The 19,946-nt window shown below is 55.4% G+C and carries 18 protein-coding genes; 15 read left to right on the top strand and 3 right to left on the bottom strand.

Features of this window, described 5'->3' with window-relative positions:
- Window positions 1-153: 153 nt before the first annotated feature.
- From ACQQZ8_RS02140 to ACQQZ8_RS02130, 3 genes are all read right to left on the bottom strand, one after another.
- On the bottom strand, window positions 154-963 hold the full coding sequence (locus ACQQZ8_RS02140) for a cyclase family protein (protein WP_431711085.1): 810 nt from the start codon (window positions 961-963) through the stop codon (window positions 154-156).
- Between the two features lie 60 nt (window positions 964-1,023).
- Window positions 1,024-2,670, bottom strand: a complete 1,647-nt coding sequence (locus tag ACQQZ8_RS02135) for a thiamine pyrophosphate-binding protein (protein ID WP_431711084.1) — start codon at window positions 2,668-2,670, stop codon at window positions 1,024-1,026.
- A gap of 124 nt (window positions 2,671-2,794) precedes the next feature.
- The gene (locus ACQQZ8_RS02130; RefSeq protein WP_431711083.1) at window positions 2,795-3,769 is read right to left on the bottom strand and encodes a LysR substrate-binding domain-containing protein; all 975 of its coding nucleotides are present in this window, start codon (window positions 3,767-3,769) and stop codon (window positions 2,795-2,797) included.
- 139 nt (window positions 3,770-3,908) lie between these two features.
- Here ACQQZ8_RS02130 and ACQQZ8_RS02125 point away from each other — a divergent pair, with 139 nt between their 5' ends.
- From ACQQZ8_RS02125 to ACQQZ8_RS02055, 15 genes are all read left to right on the top strand, one after another.
- Entirely contained in the window at window positions 3,909-5,390 is a 1,482-nt protein-coding gene (locus tag ACQQZ8_RS02125) for a 2-hydroxymuconic semialdehyde dehydrogenase (RefSeq protein ID WP_431711082.1), read from the top strand.
- Entirely contained in the window at window positions 5,387-6,184 is a 798-nt protein-coding gene (locus ACQQZ8_RS02120; RefSeq protein ID WP_431711081.1) for a 2-keto-4-pentenoate hydratase, read from the top strand. Before ACQQZ8_RS02125 ends, ACQQZ8_RS02120 begins: the two co-directional genes overlap by 4 nt.
- A complete protein-coding gene (locus ACQQZ8_RS02115) occupies window positions 6,181-6,597 on the top strand; it encodes a RidA family protein (protein ID WP_431711080.1) in 417 nt (138 codons plus the stop codon). The genes ACQQZ8_RS02120 and ACQQZ8_RS02115 overlap by 4 nt, the downstream gene beginning before the upstream one ends.
- Before the next feature lie 45 nt (window positions 6,598-6,642).
- Window positions 6,643-7,188, top strand: a complete 546-nt coding sequence (locus tag ACQQZ8_RS02110; RefSeq protein ID WP_431711079.1) for a 3-hydroxyanthranilate 3,4-dioxygenase — start codon at window positions 6,643-6,645, stop codon at window positions 7,186-7,188.
- 27 nt (window positions 7,189-7,215) lie between these two features.
- The gene (locus ACQQZ8_RS02105; protein WP_431711078.1) at window positions 7,216-8,274 is read left to right on the top strand and encodes an amidohydrolase family protein; all 1,059 of its coding nucleotides are present in this window, start codon (window positions 7,216-7,218) and stop codon (window positions 8,272-8,274) included.
- A 68-nt stretch (window positions 8,275-8,342) separates the two neighbouring features.
- Entirely contained in the window at window positions 8,343-9,677 is a 1,335-nt protein-coding gene (locus tag ACQQZ8_RS02100; RefSeq protein WP_431711077.1) for an MFS transporter, read from the top strand.
- A 117-nt stretch (window positions 9,678-9,794) separates the two neighbouring features.
- The gene (locus ACQQZ8_RS02095) at window positions 9,795-10,937 is read left to right on the top strand and encodes a thiolase family protein (protein WP_431711076.1); all 1,143 of its coding nucleotides are present in this window, start codon (window positions 9,795-9,797) and stop codon (window positions 10,935-10,937) included.
- Window positions 10,901-11,251, top strand: coding sequence for a zinc ribbon domain-containing protein (locus ACQQZ8_RS02090; RefSeq protein WP_431711075.1), 351 nt, complete (start codon window positions 10,901-10,903; stop codon window positions 11,249-11,251). The genes ACQQZ8_RS02095 and ACQQZ8_RS02090 overlap by 37 nt, the downstream gene beginning before the upstream one ends.
- Window positions 11,248-12,858, top strand: a complete 1,611-nt coding sequence (locus tag ACQQZ8_RS02085) for an ATP-dependent acyl-CoA ligase (protein WP_431711074.1) — start codon at window positions 11,248-11,250, stop codon at window positions 12,856-12,858. Before ACQQZ8_RS02090 ends, ACQQZ8_RS02085 begins: the two co-directional genes overlap by 4 nt.
- Before the next feature lie 284 nt (window positions 12,859-13,142).
- Window positions 13,143-13,823, top strand: coding sequence for a 2-keto-4-pentenoate hydratase (locus ACQQZ8_RS02080; protein ID WP_431711073.1), 681 nt, complete (start codon window positions 13,143-13,145; stop codon window positions 13,821-13,823).
- 331 nt (window positions 13,824-14,154) lie between these two features.
- Window positions 14,155-15,684, top strand: coding sequence for an IS21 family transposase (gene istA / locus ACQQZ8_RS02075; protein ID WP_431710132.1), 1,530 nt, complete (start codon window positions 14,155-14,157; stop codon window positions 15,682-15,684).
- A 2-nt stretch (window positions 15,685-15,686) separates the two neighbouring features.
- Window positions 15,687-16,466: an IS21-like element helper ATPase IstB gene (gene istB, locus ACQQZ8_RS02070; RefSeq protein WP_431710131.1), complete on the top strand. Its 780-nt coding sequence runs from the start codon at window positions 15,687-15,689 to the stop codon at window positions 16,464-16,466.
- A gap of 176 nt (window positions 16,467-16,642) precedes the next feature.
- Window positions 16,643-17,572, top strand: a complete 930-nt coding sequence (locus ACQQZ8_RS02065; protein ID WP_431711072.1) for an acetaldehyde dehydrogenase (acetylating) — start codon at window positions 16,643-16,645, stop codon at window positions 17,570-17,572.
- A gap of 30 nt (window positions 17,573-17,602) precedes the next feature.
- Window positions 17,603-18,631 carry a 4-hydroxy-2-oxovalerate aldolase gene (dmpG, locus tag ACQQZ8_RS02060; RefSeq protein WP_431711071.1) on the top strand — a complete coding sequence of 343 codons (1,029 nt, stop codon included), beginning with the start codon at window positions 17,603-17,605 and terminating at the stop codon, window positions 18,629-18,631.
- Window positions 18,632-18,753: 122 nt separating this feature from the next.
- Window positions 18,754-19,925, top strand: a protein-coding gene (locus ACQQZ8_RS02055) for an IS3 family transposase (protein WP_431711070.1) whose coding sequence is annotated in 2 segments (ribosomal slippage) — window positions 18,754-19,033 and window positions 19,033-19,925 — 1,173 coding nt in all. Because the reading frame shifts where the segments join, the coding sequence is not laid out codon by codon here.
- Window positions 19,926-19,946 lie beyond the last annotated feature (21 nt).

Raw genomic sequence — 19,946 nt, 5'->3', positions numbered from 1 at the left:
TGAAATTACCGGGTGAGGAAACTGAGCTGTTTCGCTTGGGTATTCGCCGGACAGAAACATCTCGCTTCACCAGTTAATAGACTTGAAGAACTACCCCGTGCCCTCGATTGCGCCTAGGGTAGTTCTTCTCTATTCCTTAACCAATGAGGCCATCTATCTGGTATCTACCAACGCCAGCACTCTAGCTGGGCTGGCGGTACCCCCGACCAGCGGCAGCGGACTAACAATAATGACCGCGCCGGTTGTGGGTAAGGCCGAGACGTTTTTCAGCGAAGTTACGCCGTATTTATCGTTCCCCAGAAGATAGTGATGTACGGGAAAAGGAGGATCCAAATCGAATCCTTTGCCTGCATCTATGCCCACTGTTTCGACTCCGAAGCCCGAAATATTCGATTCTTCGGCCAGCCACTTAGCGCAAGCTGCGGAGACGCCTGGGGTGTGCGACCCGGTGTCATCCGAGTTCAGGAAAAGCGACTCGTCATGGGCGAATCGGTCCCAACCAGTCCGGTAGATGAGCCAAGCTCCGCGTGGCAGGGTTCCATGGATCCTCTCCCATTTCTTGATGTGCTCAATTTCCAGCATAAAATCGGGGTTAGCCGAAACTTCAGCGCTCATGTCTATCACTACAGCGGGACCAACAAGTCTTTCCACCGGCAATTGGGAAATATCGTGGCCTTCTTGGCCACTGATCCAGTGGACTGGTGCATCCACGTGAGTACCAAAGTGTTCACCAATATGGATATTATTGTGCGACCATAATGGTCCGCGAGCGTCGTATGAGGCGACTTCTTCAAGTGTGAAGTCGATGAGATTAGAGAAAGGCGCAGGCAAGCGTAAAGCCGGAGTTTGCGGAGTCAGCGGTGTTGTCAAATCGATCACTTTGACTCTGCCTTCGGCCAAGAGCGCGGTCAATTCGGTGAGGACAGTGGCCTCACCGATTGGATTGGACGTGTTCATGAGCATGTCACTTTCGATAGCAAGATCTTTGGGGCGCTACAGGTTTTTATGCTGGGACGATACATGTCAATGACCTTTGAATGCCTCTTCAAGCCACCAGGAAGGGAAAGAGGAGATCTTTGCGTCAATAAGCAAGGGCGTGGTTCGCGGCCCTGAAAGCCATTCCCGCACGAATTGGAGGTCTTCAAGGGTGCGTACTGTGCCCGACGTAAAGCCATATCCTTGGGCAACGGCAGCGAAATCCGTATCATGGAAGGATACAAATCCCATATCGCTTTCGTTCTTGCCAAAGTGATGGACTTCTGCCCCATAGGCAGCGTCGTTGTAGACAATAACAACTAAGGGAATGCCCAAACGGACAACGCTTTCCATTTCTGCTGAGGCCATCAATGCGCCTCCGTCTCCAGTGCCTAATACAGGAAGGCGATCTGGCTGAGCATAAGCGGCGCCGATGGCACTGGCAAGGCCGAGGCCCACGCATTGAAACGCTTGACTGAAGACCAGTGCATTCTCATCTGGGATGTCGAGGAATGCAGAAGGATAGCCCAAGAAATTTCCTGAGTCCACCGCCACGACTCGATCCTTGTCGAGAATTTCGTCAAGCGCAATTGTTAAAGTCCGCGGATCGATCCTGTCGCTGGTTCCTTGGTCCTGATAAGGGACGTCCTGCCATCGTCCCTCCTTCTTTATGGCCTCGGCTATTTCCGCCGTGCGATACCCGATTCTTGGTTTACCCTGCATGCGTAACTCGGTTGTAATGGCGCGCGCGGTCAAGGCAGAGTCTCCCACGACCCCCATGTCTACGGAGCGATGCTTCCCCGGGGCAAGGGCATCAGTATCGATCTGCACTACCGTCGCAGTGGGGCCGATTAGCTCCCCGTGGCGCATAGTCCACATGTTCAAAGCCGACCCAAACGATACAATGAGATCTGATTCCTGTATACACCGGGCGGCCAAGGGAGTGCTGAATCCACCGGAAATATCAAGATAGTAGGGGTCGCCGTTAAACAATCCGCGTGCCACGGCAGAGGTCGCCAATAACGCCCCGGCTTCTCTAGCCAGCTCACGAAGTTCGATTCCGGCACCGCGTCCACCTCGGCCAGCGATGATTACCGGGCGTTCCGCATGTTGAAACAGTTCGACAAGACGTTCTATGTCCGCACTGTCAGGACGCACGGCATCAGGAAGGGCGGAGAAGTTACGCATGGGGGTGGCGTATTGCTCGTTTGATTCCGCCGCCTGAATATCCAGTGGAAGATTCACTAGGACCGGAATACGCCGAGTGATTGCTATACGGTATGCGAGAGCCACATCCCTCGCAGCAGTTTCCTTCGTAATACGGATGCTTGCTGCCCCGACGGACTCTACGAGCCGATCTTGGGCAATCCGAAAATTGGAATGTATGGAAGATTCTGCAACCTCAGCAGCAAGAATAAGCATAGGGGAGCCTGATTTCGCTGCCTCGGTAATTCCAGTTATGGCATTTGTTAGCCCACATCCTTGATGCAGAGAGATCACGGGAACGGAGTCCCCGATCCGCGAATAGGCATCTGCCATTGACGCAGCGCCGCCCTCATGCCGGGCGGCGACATAATTGGCCCCATGTTCGACCAAGGCCTTAGTTACGTCATAGTTACCACTACCTACGACTCCAAAGACTTGCCGGATGCCAAGACCGATCAGGGTTTCGGCCACAATTTCAAAGACACGCATAGAGATCTGGAACCTCATTCTTCTTGGGAAGGCTATACAGCCCTGACTAAAAATCGTCGCTTTGTTTCGGGTCAAATGGCCAATGCTTATTTGGTAACAAGCCGTGTCGGTTCGACATACCTGACTATTTGGCAGCGCCTCGGACACCCGTATACGTGCGGCTGTTAATTGAATTCCTGATATCGGTTGCAGCGATCTCCAAGCACTTCAGCATTAGGACCACCGCTGGACTGCGATATTTCTCCAGCAACATCGTCACGCCAACGGTCTGGCCGATACCGTCTATGCGGAGGTCTACGATTTTCAAGGCAGCATCTGCGTTCGCGAGTGTGTAGGGCTGAAGCGCCAGATAGTCCGTTTCTGCCACAAGTGCTCGGAGTGTAATCGGGGAAGAACACTCGACCTGTTGCTCCGGCAGTTCCAGATGTTCCTTGGTAAACGCCTGCTCGAGTTCGCCGCGAAGGGTAGTGGCAGTCGCGGGCAGCACCCACGGATATTCGCAGAGATCAGCCAGACCCAGCTCGCCATTGACGCTAAAAATTGGATGATCGGGACGTGCAATAACCTGGAAAGGCTCATGATAGAGGGCAGCTTGCTGGAGAAGGGAATTTTCCTTAAGTGGACTCAAGCGTCCAACGACAACATCGATATCTCCGGCGATAAGCCCGTTGGTGAGTCGATCCGGGGTTGCTTCACGAACCTGGACATTTAGTTTCGGCCGCTGTCGCTTGAGCGAAGCAATGGCCCTAGGCAGTAGAAGATTCGCTCCTGCGACGTAAGTACCGACGACTACGGATCCTACAGTGGCGTCAGCAATCTCAGAAATGTGTTGGGTGGCTTGTTGAACATGACCGACAATCGCTCGGGCATGATCGATGAAGACTTCGGCAAAATCCGTTGGCCGGACCCCACGTGGACCACGCTCGAACAGCGGAGCGCCTAGGACATCTTCAGCCTCCCGCAAACCCCTACTCACCACGGGTTGCGTGATGTATAAATGCTTCGCTGCCCCCACAATGCTGCCCTGCTCTGCAATCGTCAGAATAAGCACCAGATGGCGCAACTTCAATGGCCCATTGAGTAAAACCCGAATATCCATGAGCACCATGATATGCCCATATAGTCATGTCGTCACGAGGAAAAGCATTCGACAGGCATGTAGCGGTTGAGCAAACTTGTGAGTACGGCCACACGGACCTACATGTAGCCAAGAATTTCAACTATTTGCGGAGCATCATATGACCATCCCCACGTTGCGAAACTACATCGACGGCTCCTTTATCGATGCAGCTGACATGACGTTCGAAAAGACCAATCCAGTGAACGGTTCGTTAATTGCCCATGTAGCAGAAGCCGATCGCGATACCGTCAACGCCGCAGTCAAAGCGGGACGGTCAGCACTCGAAGGACCGTGGGGTCGCATGACGGTAAACGATCGCGCCGCACTATTGCGTCGTATCGCTGACCGAATCGACGCGCGTTTCGAGGATCTTCTGGAAGCGGAAGTCTCCGATACCGGAAAACCAGAGACATTGGCCCGTGAAGTAGATATCGCACGGGCAGCAGCGAATTTTCGAGCTTTCGCTGACATGATTGCCGCCCAGAGCCTCGATTCTTACCTCACTGAGCTTCCAGATGGCCGCCAGGCGCTTAACTATGCACTGCGTAAACCTTTAGGGGTAGTCGCAGTTATCGTGCCCTGGAATCTGCCCCTGCTGCTGCTGACATGGAAAGTTGCCCCTGCCATTGCTTGTGGCAATGCCGTAATCGTCAAGCCCTCAGAAGATACCCCCTCCTCCGCCACAGTGTTAGCCGGGATTATGTCCGAAGCCGGCGTGCCGAATGGTGTATTCAACCTGGTGCATGGGTTTGGCCCAGATTCCGCCGGAGAGTTCCTCACCACGCACCCGGAGATCGATGGGATTACTTTCACGGGTGAGTCCGCAACTGGATCCACAATTATGCGCGCCGCGGCACCAAATGTCAGACCGGTTTCATTTGAGCTCGGCGGAAAGAACGCCGCACTGGTATTCGAAGACGCAAATGTGGAAAAGACACTCGATGGCTTGATGCGCTCCATTTTTACCAATACGGGCCAAGTATGCCTTTGTACCGAGCGCGTGTACATACAACGCACTATCTTCGAGAAAATCGTATCCGGGCTCGTTGCCCGGGTCCAACAACTGAAATTAGGTATGCCCCACGAGGACAGCACAACGACCGGACCGCTAATTTCATTGAAGCACCGCGAAAAAGTCCTCGACTACTTCGCGCGTGCCAAGGAACAAGGCGGAACAGCAATCGTGGGGGGCGGGATCCCGGATATGGGTCCTGACCTCGCCGGCGGTGCCTGGGTGGAGCCCACCCTGTGGACGGGACTCAACCATGATGCGCCGGTCATGAGGGAAGAAGTTTTTGGGCCTGTGGCCGGGTTGATTCCCTTCGATACCGAGGAAGAAGCCATTAGCCTAGCCAACGACACAGCGTACGGGCTTGCCGCCTCAGTCTGGACCAGCGATCTGGAACGTGGGCACCGCGTCGCTGGTCGCATGAATGTCGGAATCGCGTGGGTTAATACATGGTTCATGCGTGATCTACGATCCCCCTTTGGCGGAATGGGCCTCTCCGGTCTCGGACGTGAAGGAGGCTCCCATTCCCTGCACTTCTATAGCGAACCGACAAATATCTGCATCTCACTGAGCGAGGTTGAACCAGCATGACTTCACGAACCACTACGGGGTACCGGACCAACCTTGAGTCGATTGCCGTCCAGCTTGACCAGGCTGAGGCTTCCGGCAGTCCCATTGAACAGTTCAATGACTCGTTGTCCATCGAGGATGCCTATTATGTGCAGAAGAAACTTCTGTCTCTTCGACGTGAACGCGGCGAGCAGATCACTGGAGCCAAGCTTGGTTTCACCAGCAAGGCAAAGATGGAACAGATGGGCGTCAGCGAAGTAATCGTCGGGTTTCTCACAGATCGGATGCTAATCGAATCCGGTTCTAAGCTCTCCCTTTCCCATTTAGTGCACCCCCGGGTGGAACCCGAGATCGCTTTTCGATTTGGGCAGGAAATACAGCCGGGGGCGGACCTTGAGGAAATAATAGGCAGTATCGATGCCGTGGCGCCTGCGTTGGAGATCATCGATTCACGCTACCGAAACTTTTCATTCAGCCTCTCCGATGTCGTGGCAGATAATACTTCGGCCTGCCGCTACACCGTCGGAGAATGGGTCGATTTTAATACCAATCTAGCTGGACGCGCCGTCACAATGCTCGTCGACGGCACGGTCGTTGAGACGGGCTCAACCTCGGCAATCTTAGGTGATCCCATGTTGGCGCTGGAGGCCTTTGCCCGCATGAATCAACGACATGGAACTACATTGCCCGTCGGTTCCGTGTTACTGGCTGGTGCCGCAACCGCCGCGATCGCTTTGGTTCCCTCGAGTAGGGTCACCGCCGTCGTGGCAGGATTGGGAACTATCGAACTCGAGATCTCGGGAGCAGAAGCATGAAGCAGTCGAAACTAATCGAGCATCTGGCGGTTCCGCGGGGACGCTTTCCCCACGCTAAAGTAGCCGGCGAATTTATCTATGTTTCAGGGACCAGCAGCCGCCTTCCCGACAATTCCTTTGTTGGGGTCAAGGTAGATGAATTTGGAACAACGACCCTCGACATCGCAGCACAGACACAAGCAGTAATCGAAAACATCGAAGAAATCCTGCGGAATGCCGGGTCATCCCTGAATGATCTGGTTCAGCTCACCGTATATCTGGTCAACATGAACGATTTCGGCGCCTACAACGAGGTCTACGGAAGATTTTTCGATGAGGAAGGTCCAACCCGGACCACGGTTGCAGTTCACCAGCTACCGCACCCACACCTACTGATCGAGATCCAGGGCGTAGCCTACAGGCCACAACCTTAGACGCCACAAACCAACAAAAATCAAAGCATACAAAGGAGCATCATCATGACTGAAAGCATCAGCAAAACCACCATTCTGCCGGTCTTCAACTTCCAAAAGTGGATCGCCGAAAACGAAGACTCACTCAAACCACCGGTGAATAATAAGGCCATGTGGACCCAGGTTGACGATTTCATCGTACAGGTGGTCGGCGGTCCAAACGAACGCACCGACTTCCATGTCGATCCCTATGAGGAGTGGTTTTACCAGGTCAAGGGAAACATGCATGTCAACATCGTCACCGATGAAGGCATTCAACGCGTCGATATCCGAGAGGGCGAAATGTGGTTGCTATCCGGGAATGTCCCCCACTCCCCTCAACGGCCTGAGGCCGGTTCTCTAGGTATTGTCATTGAAAGGATCCGCGAGGAGGGGACACTGGAAAAATTCCAGTGGTACTGCTTGGAATGCTCAAATCTCATCCACGAGGTCGAACTGCAAGTTCGGGACATCGTTGAGGATCTTCCTCCGGTATTTACCCAGTTCTATGCCACCGATGAATTAGCTCGCACGTGTGGTAAATGTGGCGCAATTCATCCGGGCCGCGGCTAGTCCGACATCGCAGACAGAAAGATAACCGTGTTGAACTGCGATAATCCCACGATCGATATCCACACCCACTACGTTCCAAATGGGTGGCCAGATCTTGAGCAGGTCACCCATGGCGCAGGTCCATGGCCTTGGCTCAGAGCAGACTCGGAGCGTGAAGCGATGCTTATGCTCGGGTCGAACGAATATCGGCCGTTACGTTCAAACGCATGGGGCGCCGAAGAGCGCTTGATGCAGATGGACTCCGACACTGTCGATTTTCAAGTTGTATCACCAACTCCGTTGTTTTTCTCCTACGCGCGGGAGGTGAAGGAAGCCACTAAAGTGAGTCGCATATTCAATGATCTGGCTCTGGAAGTCTGTGAACCCGGTAACGGGAGGCTCCTGCCCTTTTGCCAAGTCCCGTTGCAAGACGTAGATGCGGCATGTGCAGAGCTAGACAGGTGTCTAGACAACGGACATTTGGGAGTAGAGATCGGTAACCATGTGGGCGACCGCGATCTCGACGACGAAGGAATTATTACCTTCTTACAGCATTGCGCCTCCCGCGGTGCTGCCGTATTCGTCCACCCGTGGGACATGCCCAGTTCAGTACGTCTCGAGCGATGGATGGCTCGATGGCTGGTGGGAATGCCAGCTGAAACCCATCTATCCATTCTCTCGCTTATTCTCGGCGGCGGCTTTGACAGGCTTCCTAAGGATTTGCGCTTGTGCTTCGCCCACGGTGGTGGATCATTCGCCTACTGGGTCGGACGTATGGACAACGCCTGGCACCGCAGACCAGACCTGATTGCGACTTCCGAAATGCCTCCATCCCATTATCTTGACCGTTTCAGTGTAGATTCCGTGGTCTTCGACGAAGCGCCCTTGCGGCTTCTCGTGGACGTCATGGGAAGCGAAAGAATTATGTTGGGTTCAGATTTTCCTTATCCCTTAGGTGAAGATCCTGCAGGAACTCTGATCCACAATGCCAGCTTCCTCGACCAGGAGCAGCGTCTCCAAATGCTCAGCAGGAATGCTCAAACATACCTGGGATTCAATCCCTCTACTCCACCCAGCGTAGCCTCCGTCACGCAGGACGCCATTTGATCCGGTGGGAATCGACGCTCTTATGCGACTATTCCCACCACTCCTAACCTACCTAGCAGGAGAATTCCATGTCTCGCCACGAAACAACAGATTCGCCACCCAAGTCTCCGGGTGTTAGAAAGTTCATTGTTGCCTCCCTAATGGGCAATGCTTTGGAATGGTACGACTTCTTCCTCTATGCCACAGCGGCCGCCATCGTATTCGGGGACCTGTTTTTCCCCGCTGACGTAGATCCTCTTGTAGGAACCCTGGGAGCTTTTGCGGGGTTTGCCGTGGGGTTCGCGGCCCGGCCGATAGGTGGGATCATCTTTGGACACATTGGCGATCGCATCAGCCGCAAGACGGCGCTGGTTACAACTCTGACCATGATGGGTTCGGCGACGTTCCTCATGGGACTATTGCCCACCTACGAGAACGTGGGTATTATAGCACCGATATTGCTCGTGGTTCTGCGAGTGGTACAGGGTATCGCTGCCGGCGGCGAATGGGGCGGCGGAGTGCTGATCATCAGCGAGAACTCTTCAAACGAGCGACGGGGTTTGCACTCAGCCTTTAGCCAGGGTGGCGTGACACTCGGTTTTGTACTCTCCTCCGCAGCTTTCTATTTGGTACAACTGCTACCCGATGAGCAATTTCTTGCATGGGGATGGCGCTTGCCCTTCTTGCTGAGCGTATTACTTTTCGGTCTAGGAATGTACATCCGCTTTCATTTGCCTGAGGCCAAGGAATTCACGAAAACAAAGGAACACGGAAAACGTTCTATTCCCGTTCTCGAAGCTCTCCGCACTCACCCGAAGGAAATTCTCGTCGCAATGGGTCTTCGCATTGCCGAGAATGGCGGTTCTTATCTGATCTTGTCTTTCTCACTGGTATACGGCGTCCATGTCGGCGTCGATCGAGGCATATTACTGCTTGGCGTCACATTATCAACGCTCTTCGCGTTTGGTTCGATCATTTTCTTTGGGCATCTATCCGACAAAATCGGACGACGTAAAGTCTATGGGTTTGGTGCTGTAGCCCTTGCAGGAATGGCATTTCCGTTCTTTGCATTGCTGGACTCTAATTCCGCGCCGTTGATTATCCTCGCGTACTTCATCGGCAATGGAGTGTGCCATGCAGCCATGATTGGCGCTCAGCCGGCCTTCTTCCATGAACTTTTCAGCCCAGAGGTTCGATATTCAGGAATGGCGCTTGGACACGAATTAGCAGCCGTTTTCGCCGGTGGTCTTGCGCCATTTATAGCGACAGCTTTGCTGCTGAACTTCGGCAACTCAACTCCAGTTTCCCTTTACGCAATCGGAATGGCCGCTATCACCCTCATTGCTCTGGTAAGTTCACGACAGATGGGTCTTCACCGCGGGACTCAGTCCGAGGAACGGAGTGAGGCAGCACTCCGCAGATAGTTCCGAATAGCAGGTAGGCCGAACCTATGTCTGGCTAAAGAAGAATGCCTGATCTGACAGAGGTATCCGAGCACATACTATCGCCGCAATGCGTGGCAGGAGAAGAGAAAGTATTTCATGACCGCATCAATCATTGGAACCGGCGAATCGCCTTATACTCGGTATCCGGCAGCCGACGCATCGACCGAAACGACAATCGCAGATGCTGTGACCAGAGCCCTGGAGAACGCAGGGTTGACACCAGATGATGTCGATGGCTTCGCAGTTTCTAGCTTCACACTGGAGCCCGACCATGCAATCGATTTGGCTTGGAAGCTTGGATTCCGCCTGTCATGGCTGATGCAAGACACCAATGGGGGCGCCAGCGCTGGATCAATGCTTCAACATGCTGTTCATGCCATCGAAGCTGGCGACGCATCGGTCATAGTAATTGCCGCCGGTGATTTGATGGACAAGAACGCCTTCAAACGCCTTGTAGCTAGCTACAACCGAGCAACGGAAGAACACCTATCAACACTGCCGATGTCCGGGCCCAATGCCCTTTTCGCCATGCTGACTACTCGCCAAATGAGTAAGCTTGGTTTGACCCGAAAAGACTATGGCCGAATAGCTGTGGCCCAGCGCCGCTGGGCCACAGCGAACCCTGATGCAGTGTACCGCTCACCATTGACCCTGGAAGATTATCTTCAAGCTCCATTGGTTGCAGAGCCTCTGGGAAGATTCGACTGCGTACCCCCTGTAACCGGTGCCGATGCTGTGGTGGTTGTGGCGGATGAATTAGCTAAGGGCAAGCGCCGAGCCAAAGTGCTAGCGGTAACAGCTTCATATAACGCCGATAATCAGTCGGGTGACGGTTTACAGACGGGGCTTGCGGATTGTGCTTCTATTGCTTGGGAACGGGCAGGTATCGCGCCCGATGACGTCGATGTATTGGCCGTCTATGACGATTATCCTTCCATGGTAGTGGCCCAGTTAATAGATATGGGATTCATCCCTTACGGCACAGACGTTTCCGAGTACATTCGCACGCGCATCTATTCGGGTGATTTGGCCCTTAACACCTCGGGAGGCCAGCTCTCTGCCGGCCAAGCAGGATCAGCGGGGGGCATGCACGGGCTCGTTGAAGTAGTCAGACAGCTCAGGCAAGATGCGGGAAGCAGACAAGTCTCAGCAAAACTCGGGGTTGTCAGCGGTTACGGAATGGTGCTGTATCGATTTGGGGCATGTGCAAACATGACCATCTTGGAGGCGGGCGAATGAGCGCATATGTTCAAGTTTGCCAGGGCTGTTCAGCCAGCTATTTCCCCAAACGACTGATTTGCCCAGCATGCAGCTCCACGCGTTTCAACACAGGTTCCATCGACAGCGGGACAGTCGAAACAACCACAATATTAGCCGATGGAACGCAGTTGGCCACGATCGTGGGTGGCGAACCGAAAGTCTATTTCATAGCACGAATAGTAGGAGGCCATACCCGGGTCGGCGCCCTGCTCCCCTTAACAAATGAAGTGACAATGGACCCTGAAGTGGCAGCGTTTGTGCCACTAGGACAGCAATTACGAGGAGAATCATGAGCACGTCCCAGCTTTTCGCATCAGATCCGGCCGGAATGACGGTGCCAGGGCTGCTTCAAGAACGCGCCCGTCGTACACCGGATAAGATGCTGCTCCGAAGCGGTAACCTTTGTAGAAGTTCGCGCCAAATGGTTGACGCGGTCGCACTTTCCGGAGGCTTATTGCAGCAGCAAGGAATCCGCGTGGGTGACAAAGTCGCCATGATGTCTTCCAACCGGATTGAGCTGTTGGACTTCATTCTGGGTTGCGCTTGGATCGGCGCTATAGCCGTTCCCATCAATACGGCTGCCCGAGGCGAACAACTGCATCACATCCTGGAGAATTCAAAGTCGTCACTGTTGATCTTGGAAAATTCATTGCTCGAACACATTGTCCGAATTCCGAATCTTCCAGAATTGCAGCAGATTTGGCTTCTTGATGAAAATGAGAACTTGCAGGAAGTGAACTACCCCGTCGCGCCGGTTCCAGACTCCGCCCCAGCGGCCGTTCCCGCCGCAATTACCCCCCGCGACACGGCAGCAATTCTATATACATCTGGCACCACGGGAGTGTCTAAGGGAGTCCAATGCCCTCATGCTCAGTTCTATTGGTGGGGAATGAACGTCACACAACAGCTGGGGTTGAACGACAAAGACGTTTTGTACACATGTCTTCCACTTTTTCATACGAACGCACTCAATGCCTTCAGTCAGGCACTAGTTAGTGGTGCCGAGTACGTTATTGGTCCCCGTTTTTCGGCGACAAGATTTTGGTCGGATGCCCGGAACGCTGGAGCAACTTTCACATACCTGTTAGGTGCCATGGTTAGCATCTTGGCTAATAAGACCCCGACCGCTGATGACCGTAATCACAGGATTACGGCCGCGCTGTCTCCTGCCACGCCTCCCGGACTATTGGAGGAATTCCGGAAGCGTTTCGGCGTTACATTGATAGATGGCTATGGATCTACGGAAACTAACTCAGTCGTTGCAGCCAGTCGCGAGGAGCAACGACCAGGGTACATTGGTAAAGTCCAGCCTGGTTTCATTGCTCGCGTAGTGGATGAATATGGGTACGAAGTCGCAGCAGGGACGCCGGGGGAGTTGTTGTTGCGAAGCGATCAACCTCATGCCTTTGCCACTGGCTATTTCAACATGCCGGAAGCGACGGTTGTAGCTTGGCAGGACCTTTGGTTTCATACCGGCGACCGCGTTGTGATTGAAGCCGATGGGTGGATGAGATTCGTAGATCGCATCAAGGACGTGATCCGGCGACGAGGTGAAAATATCTCGGCAGCCGAGGTTGAACAGGCTTTGAGAGAGCATCCCCTCATTAGCGATGTCGCAGTATATGCAGTGGATTCGGAGCTCGGTGAGGACGAGGTTATGGCAGCTATTGTGGCTAATGGCCCGATCAATTTCGAGGAAATCCAAACGTTTTGTGAACCTAGGCTTGCTTCCTACGCGATACCCCGCTTTATAACTATCGTGGAGGAATTGCCACGCACGGAAAATGGCAAGGTTCGAAAGCCTGTTCTGCGGGAAAAAGGAAGAAGCCTAGCCCAGTGGGATCGAGAATCCTCTCCATCCTGTATCCAAGCGTCCGATCCTGTCGCCACTGGTATTTGAACATGAAGCCCCCGTTTCCGCTGGAACGATTCCGGGCGATGCTTCTGCAACTGTCGAATTAGGCTACCAAAATAGGCAAAAAGCAGATTGTGATAGCCCAAGATATGGAGTCCTCCTTAATGAGTCCCCAGAAAATCTCTCGGCCTCGAAACGAAAGCCAATCCCTTATTCAAGCTCACGATGCAAGACGGGAAATGGTAGCACAATTTGCGTATGACCTCATTACTGCAACGACAAGTGGGCAAGCTATTTTGCCACTGCGCGAAAGGTTTGAAGGATTAGATTTGGACGACGCATACGCAATCCAAGACGGCCAACTGCAGCACCATCTCGCCGCTGGTCGCGTGCTGGCTGGACGCAAAGTTGGATTGACCTCCTTGGCTATGCAGAAGCAGCTCGGTGTTGACTCCCCCGACTTCGGATTCTTCTTCACCGATATGGTGCACAACGAAGACGCCACCATTCCGGCGAATTCCTTCATCTCTCCGAAAGTGGAACCAGAATTCGGTTTCGTCCTGAAGGAAACGCTCACTGGTCCGGGAGTCACCCGCGAACAGGCCGCAGCAGCCATCGGTGAGGTTTACCCAGCCATTGAAATCATCGACTCGCGCATCGAGGACTGGGATATCAAGCTGGTCGATACCGTGGCCGACAACGCCTCCTGCGGTGCCATCGTCGTAGGTACTACCGCCTTGGATGTCAGCGTTGAGGACTTGTCCGAGGTGTCCTGCTCGCTGGTGATCGATGGGGAAACCGTCGCAACCGGTAAGGGTAGCGCTGTGATGGGCGATCCCATCGCTCCGCTAGCTTGGCTTGCCAATGTGCTCGGTGAGCAGGGTGTCGCGTTGGAAGCAGGCCAGCTAATTCTTCCCGGGTCCTTCACTAGCGCCATGCCGGTGGTCGCAGACTCCACCGCTACCGCTGACTTCGGTGAGCTAGGCAAGCTCACCGTCAACTTCAGCTAAGCGACAGTCCCGCTCGGGACCCTCGCACCCGCTGCCGGAGTCCAGCTCCGGCAGCGGGAGCAACACCTCTAATCTCTCTCTTGTAAGCGGACATGAAAAACTGCCCATAGGTGGCCAAATAAATGCCCACACACGGACAACAAAACTGCCCGCTGACGGACAGCAGAATTACCCGCTCATGGCCAGCACTCTTTGCCCACTGATTTCATAACCAACCTTGTTCTCACCCTGATGCCACCTCGGCGAGGGAAGAGAGCGGGGCTCCTTTCCATCGGGTTTGATGAAAAGTACCAACAACTCATCAACCCATGGTTCTGAAAGGAGCCCCTCTATGAAGTCTGACGGAGAAATCATGGAAATTCTTGCAGCGTACGACCGAACCGGTTCGTTTCGCGCAGCCGCCGAACTTGCCGGCTGCTCACACCACACCGTTGCTAAGCACGTCAAAGCCCGTAATTCAGGCGCTCCGATTCCTGGGATGAAACCCCGCACAAAAATCACCGATGAGTACCGGGTAATAATTGAGCAGCTCATTGGTGAGTCTTCGGGCCTGATCCGTGCCGATAAAGTCCACGAAAAACTCATCAGCATGGGCTACACCGGTTCTGAACGTTCCACCCGCCGATCGGTGGCCGAGCTGAAGCGTTCCTATCGGCTAGGCAATCAGCGCAATCATCTGCCGTGGGTGACCGAGCCAGGGTTGTGGCTTCAGTACGATTTCGGTGATGGGCCAGTGGTGAACGGCGTGAAAACCGTGCTGTTCGTCGCCTGGTTGGCTTGGTCTCGCTTCCGGGTTGTGCTCGCGTTGCCTGACCGGCAGGGGCCTACCGTGTTCGCCGCTTTGGACCGCACCTTCCGGCTGTTGGGTGGTGCGCCGACGTATGTGTTGACCGATAACGAGAAAACCGTGACGGTGATGCATGTAGCCGGTATCCCGGTGCGTAACAGGTCGGCGGTGACGTTCGCCCGCTACTACTCGGTGAGCGTATTGACCTGTGAACCACGAGATCCAGCAACGAAGGGCGGAGTGGAGAACGCGGTGAAAATCGCGAAGGCGGATCTCGTACCCACAGAGACGAACTTGCGCCCCGCTTACAACTCTTTTGAAGAGCTTGAGGAGGCTTGCGACCAGTTCATGGCGCAGGTGAATCAGAAGAAACACCGGTCCACTGGGCAAGCACCGATGGACCTGCTCACCGCTACAGAGCAGGGTGCGCTGCACCGGATCCCGGATGAGCCGTTCACCCTCGCGCTGGGCGAAAGCCGTAAGGTGCCGATGAACACTTCCATGATCAGTTATGAGAACGCACGCTACTCAGTGCCCGGACGGTTGCTCGGTGAAACGGTGTGGGTGCGCACCGTGGGAGTCGGTTTACAAGCCACCGTGGTCATTGTTCATCAAGGTGTTGACGGGCCAGAACAGGTGGCCTCGCACTTGAAGCTGGGCCCGGGGATGGTGGCGGTGAAATCCGAGCATTTCTCCGGGAATCAAGAGCAGAAGATTCCGGGAGTGAAAGAGCCTAAGCCCCGTACCCAGGCAGAACGAGATTTCTGCGCCATCGGTGCCGGAGCCACCACCTGGCTGTGTGAAGCGGCCGCGGTAGGCACGGACCGGATCTTGGTGAAAATGGCTGAAGCGGTCAGCCTTGCCAAGTTACATGGCACTGCTGCGGTGGACCGGGCCCTCGGGTTAGCTGCGACGCATCATCGGTTCGGTTATGAAGACTTACGCTCCATCTTGGCCTGTGAAGTCGTTGGCAATCAGCCCGTGAAGCATCAGGGTAGTGAGCAGAGTTCCTTGACGCAAGGAACCAGATCATGGGCCGATTTCGGGGCCACTGAACCGACAGGAGAACAGTAGAAATGGTGATCAGCATCAATTCCGCACCACCGCTTCCAGAAGACCTCGAAGCCCAGTTCCGTGCCCTAAGGATGCCACACGCCCGCCTCGCGGCCCCCGAACTACTCGCCACGGCAAAGTCCCAGCGGTGGGAACCGGCCGAGGTGCTGCGGGCCTTACTTCAGGAGGAAACAACCGGCCGTTCCCGGTCGGTGATCGCTAGCAGGCGCAAAGCCGCAGGGTTTCCCACTGGGAAAACGTTCGATACATGGGATCCAACGCTTTCAACCATCCCGGTTGCGACGCAGCAGGCCTTACGAACTTTGGAATGGGTTCAGCGTGCGGAAAACCTTGTGCTGGCAGGCCCTTCTGGCACTGGTAAAACGTTCTTCCTCGAAGCGTTGGGGCAGCACGCGGTGGATGAAGGGCTGAAAGTTGCGTGGTTTACCCTTGAACGCCTTGCCGGGATCGTGCGCTCACACCGGGTCGACGCGTCAGTGAGCAAAGCCGTGGACAAGATTCTGCGTTCTGACCTGGTCATTATTGATGATATTGGGTTGTTACCGGTGCCTGAAGACGCTGCTGAAGCGCTTTACCGGGTGGTTGATGCCGCGTATGAGAAGAGCTCGGTAGCGATTTCCTCGAACTTGCACCCCGCGGGGTTTGACGAGTTGATGCCAAAGACTCTTGCTACCGCGACAGTGGACAGGTTGCTACACCATGCCCATATTTGCCAGACCAGTGGTGACTCGGTCCGACTGACTCAGGCGCTGGCCGGGGCGGGGGTGAGCGCGTTGCACTAGGACGAGTTCCCGGGGTGGACTGCTGTTGGTCACCGCCAGGCTGGAAATTACTTTCACAGTGGGCAGTGGTGGTGGCCGTCAGCGGGCAGTTTTGTTGGCCAATGGTGGGCATTTTTCGTGGCCGCCCGTGGGCAGAAACCAATGTCCCTTGACATCTCTAAAAGGATTTCGCTCTCATGGTAAAGAAAACCGCCGCCATTGTAGGCTCTGGCAACATCGGCACCGACCTGATGTTCAAGATCATGCGCCGTTCAAAGAACGTCGAAGTTAAGTACATGATCGGCATCGACCCGAACTCCGACGGTCTGGCCCGTGCCAAGAAGCTTGGCGTCACTGTCTCCGCCGAAGGCGTGGACTGGTTACTGGCTCAGGAAGACAAGCCAGACTTCGTCTTTGAGTGCACCAGCGCTAAGGCACACGCGGCCAACGCTCCACGCTACAAGGAAGCCGGGATCCACGCGATCGACCTGACCCCGGCAGCCGTTGGCCCGTACTTGGCCCCTGTGGTGAACCTCGATGAGCTCACCGACACCATGAACGTCAACATGATCACCTGCGCCGGCCAGGCCACCACCCCCATCGTGGCCGCCGTGTCCTCCGTGGTGCCCGTTGATTACGCCGAAATCGTCGCGTCGATCGCCTCGAAGTCCGCTGGCCCGGGCACCCGCGCCAACGTGGACGAGTTCACCGAGACCACCGCTAAGGCCCTGGAGGCAATCGGCGGTGCCAAGCGTGGCAAGGCGATCATCATCATCAACCCGGTCGAGCCACCGATGATCATGCGCAACACCATTTACTGCGCGATCCCTGCCGAAGCGGCAGAACCTGGCGAAACGCAGGACAAGATTCGTGCCGCCATCGACGAAGCCGCGGCCAAGATCCGTGACTACGTTCCGGGTTATGAGCTACGCGTTGAGCCTCAGTTCGATGTTGCTCGTGAAGACTGGGGCGGTAATGGACGCGTCGGTGTCTGGGTGCAGGTCAAGGGCGCAGCAGATTACCTGCCCGAGTACGCCGGCAACTTGGACATCATCACCGCTGCCGCCACCCGCACTGCCGATCTGCTCTCCGAGAAGATCGATGCCAAGCTCGCCGCAGGCGCCTAAAGCTCTCGCCCGGATAAGGATTTAGAAATAATGAATGCACCTTTGGATACAACTTTCGATATCCGTCTGACCGATACCACTCTGCGTGATGGTTCACATGCCATGAGCCACAAGTTCACCGAGCAGCATGTGCGCGATGTGGTCCGTGCGCTAGATGATTCGCGCGTTGAGGTCATCGAGGTCACCCACGGTGACGGCTTGGGCGGCTCCTCCTTCAACTATGGTTTCTCGCTCACCCCGGAACTGGATCTGATCCGTGCCGCCGTGGATGAAGCCAAGCAGGCCAAGATCGCTGTGCTGATGCTGCCGGGTTTGGGCACCATCCACGATCTAAACCAGGCCCATGACGCCGGTGCCTCCGTGGCGCGTATCGCCACCCACTGCACCGAAGCCGATATCTCGATCCAGCACTTCCAGCACGCACGCAAGTTGGGCATGGAAACCGTGGGCTTCCTGATGCTCAGCCACCGCACCAGCCCGGAGGATCTGGCCAAGCAGGCTCGCATCATGGCCGATGCCGGGTGCCAGTGTGTGTACGTGGTCGACTCGGCCGGCGCGCTGATCTTGGAAGACGTCTCCGACCGTGTTTCGGCACTGGTTGCCGAGCTGGGCGATGACGCTCAGGTTGGCTTCCACGGCCACCAGAACATGAGCTTCGGTGTTGCGAACTCGGTCTACGCCGTGCGTGCCGGGGCCAAGCAGATCGACGGCACTTTGTTGGCACTGGGCGCCGGTGCGGGTAACTCCCCTACCGAGGTGCTGGCCGCCGCCTTCGACCGACTGGATGTCAAGACCGGTGTGGATGTGCAGGGCCTGATGGGTGCCGCCGAAGATATCGTCAAGCCATTCATCACCCGCATGCCAATCATGGACCGCGCCTCGATCATGCAGGGTTACGCCGGGGTGTACTCCTCGTTCCTGATCCACGCCGAGCGCGCTGCCGAACGCTACGGTGTTCCTGCCTACCGGATCTTGGAAGAAGTCGGTAAGGCTGGCTACGTAGGTGGCCAGGAAGACATGATTGTGGACGTGGCTGTCCAGCTGTCCTGCACCGAGTAACAGACTGTACTCCTAGAAACGGGTCGGTAGATTTTTCTTAGAGAGGGTCTGCTGAAGGTTTGGTTGACACTTCGACCGCATAATCTAGCTATGGTTATGCTCAACCGAAGGACACAATCACCATGCCAAGAATCTTCACTGACGAGTTCAAGAAGGAGGCCGTCGCTCTCGTGGAGTCGGGGATGTCCCAGAAGCAAGTCGCTGCGGACCTAGGTGTCTCAAAGACAGCACTGCAAACGTGGGTCCGCGATGCCCGCTACCAATCCCACGGAATGACCCCGTCCTCCGATGCTGGTGAACGCAAGGAAATGTCTCAAGCGCTCAAACGCATCAGGGAACTCGAAATGGAGAACGAAGTGCTGCGCAAAGCCGCAGCCTATCTTTCGCAGCCGCATATCCGCTCCCCAAAATAATGGGCCGGCTCGTCCAAGAACTAGCCGCCAGAACAGGCCGGAAACATGTTCCGGTGGCGGTGACGTGCCGGGTACTTGGGTTCAGCACCCAGGCGTACTACAAGTGGCTGAAAACCCCTGTTTCCGCCCGGGAAATCGAAGAGCGGGAGCTGACGGCCAAGCTGCACGAGCTTCACGAAGAAGATCCCGAAGGCGGTTACCGAGTCCTTGCGGATGATCTGGAAGACGCCGGATACCAGGTCTCCGAGCGGCGGGTGTGGCGGTTGTGCCGCAAGGCGGGGATCCGTTCGGTGATCAGCAAGCGCAAACGCAAGCACGTCCCGGCAGGCCCTGCGGTGCATGATGACCTGGTGCAGCGGGACTTCACCGCCGAACAGCCCAAGCAGTTATGGCTGACCGATATTACCGAGCATCACACGGGCGAAGGAAAGCTGTATTTGTGTGCGATCAAGGACGTGTTCAGTATCCGGATCGTGGGGTATTCGATTGATTCGAGGATGAAGGCTCATCTGGCGGTCAACGCCGTGGAAATGGCGGTGGCCCACCGGGGCTATCCGCGCGGGGTCAAGGTCCATAGCGACCGCGGTAGCCAATTCCGCTCCAGGAAATTCACCCAGGCACTCGAACGTCATGGGCTGGTCGGTTCGATGGGCAGGGTCGGGGCAGCCGGTGACAATGCCGCCATGGAGTCGTTCTTCAGCTTGCTTCAGAAGAACGTCCTGGACCGCCGATGGTGGTCCTCCCGTCAACAACTTCGCTTGGCCATTATTGGGTGGCTGGAGGGGAAGTATCACCGCAAGCGCAAGCAACGAGGGTTGGGGAAAATGACCCCGATCCAGTTCGAGGCTACAATGATCGAGTCTGTCGCTCTGGCAGCGTAAGCCTTGGTGTCAACCAAACCT

Origin of the sequence: Glutamicibacter uratoxydans, from assembly GCF_050753455.1 — a bacterium.
Taxonomy (GTDB): domain Bacteria; phylum Actinomycetota; class Actinomycetes; order Actinomycetales; family Micrococcaceae; genus Glutamicibacter; species Glutamicibacter uratoxydans_A.
Note: the sequence above shows the minus strand (reverse complement) of the source record. Positions and strands in the feature narration are given on the sequence as shown.

Excerpts from the sequence above, each read along its gene's own strand:
- istB (WP_431710131.1), top strand. The coding sequence starts at position 15,687 with ATGGTGATCAGCATCAATTCCGCACCACCGCTTCCAGAAGACCTCGAA.
- ACQQZ8_RS02140 (WP_431711085.1), bottom strand. The coding sequence starts at position 963 with ATGCTCATGAACACGTCCAATCCAATCGGTGAGGCCACTGTCCTCACC.
- ACQQZ8_RS02115 (WP_431711080.1), top strand. The coding sequence starts at position 6,181 with ATGAAGCAGTCGAAACTAATCGAGCATCTGGCGGTTCCGCGGGGACGC.
- ACQQZ8_RS02135 (WP_431711084.1), bottom strand. The coding sequence starts at position 2,670 with ATGCGTGTCTTTGAAATTGTGGCCGAAACCCTGATCGGTCTTGGCATC.
- ACQQZ8_RS02100 (WP_431711077.1), top strand. The coding sequence starts at position 8,343 with ATGTCTCGCCACGAAACAACAGATTCGCCACCCAAGTCTCCGGGTGTT.
- ACQQZ8_RS02110 (WP_431711079.1), top strand. The coding sequence starts at position 6,643 with ATGACTGAAAGCATCAGCAAAACCACCATTCTGCCGGTCTTCAACTTC.
- dmpG (WP_431711071.1), top strand. The coding sequence starts at position 17,603 with ATGAATGCACCTTTGGATACAACTTTCGATATCCGTCTGACCGATACC.
- ACQQZ8_RS02095 (WP_431711076.1), top strand. The coding sequence starts at position 9,795 with ATGACCGCATCAATCATTGGAACCGGCGAATCGCCTTATACTCGGTAT.
- ACQQZ8_RS02125 (WP_431711082.1), top strand. The coding sequence starts at position 3,909 with ATGACCATCCCCACGTTGCGAAACTACATCGACGGCTCCTTTATCGAT.
- ACQQZ8_RS02090 (WP_431711075.1), top strand. The coding sequence starts at position 10,901 with ATGTGCAAACATGACCATCTTGGAGGCGGGCGAATGAGCGCATATGTT.
- ACQQZ8_RS02065 (WP_431711072.1), top strand. The coding sequence starts at position 16,643 with ATGGTAAAGAAAACCGCCGCCATTGTAGGCTCTGGCAACATCGGCACC.
- ACQQZ8_RS02120 (WP_431711081.1), top strand. The coding sequence starts at position 5,387 with ATGACTTCACGAACCACTACGGGGTACCGGACCAACCTTGAGTCGATT.
- istA (WP_431710132.1), top strand. The coding sequence starts at position 14,155 with ATGAAGTCTGACGGAGAAATCATGGAAATTCTTGCAGCGTACGACCGA.
- ACQQZ8_RS02085 (WP_431711074.1), top strand. The coding sequence starts at position 11,248 with ATGAGCACGTCCCAGCTTTTCGCATCAGATCCGGCCGGAATGACGGTG.
- ACQQZ8_RS02130 (WP_431711083.1), bottom strand. The coding sequence starts at position 3,769 with ATGGATATTCGGGTTTTACTCAATGGGCCATTGAAGTTGCGCCATCTG.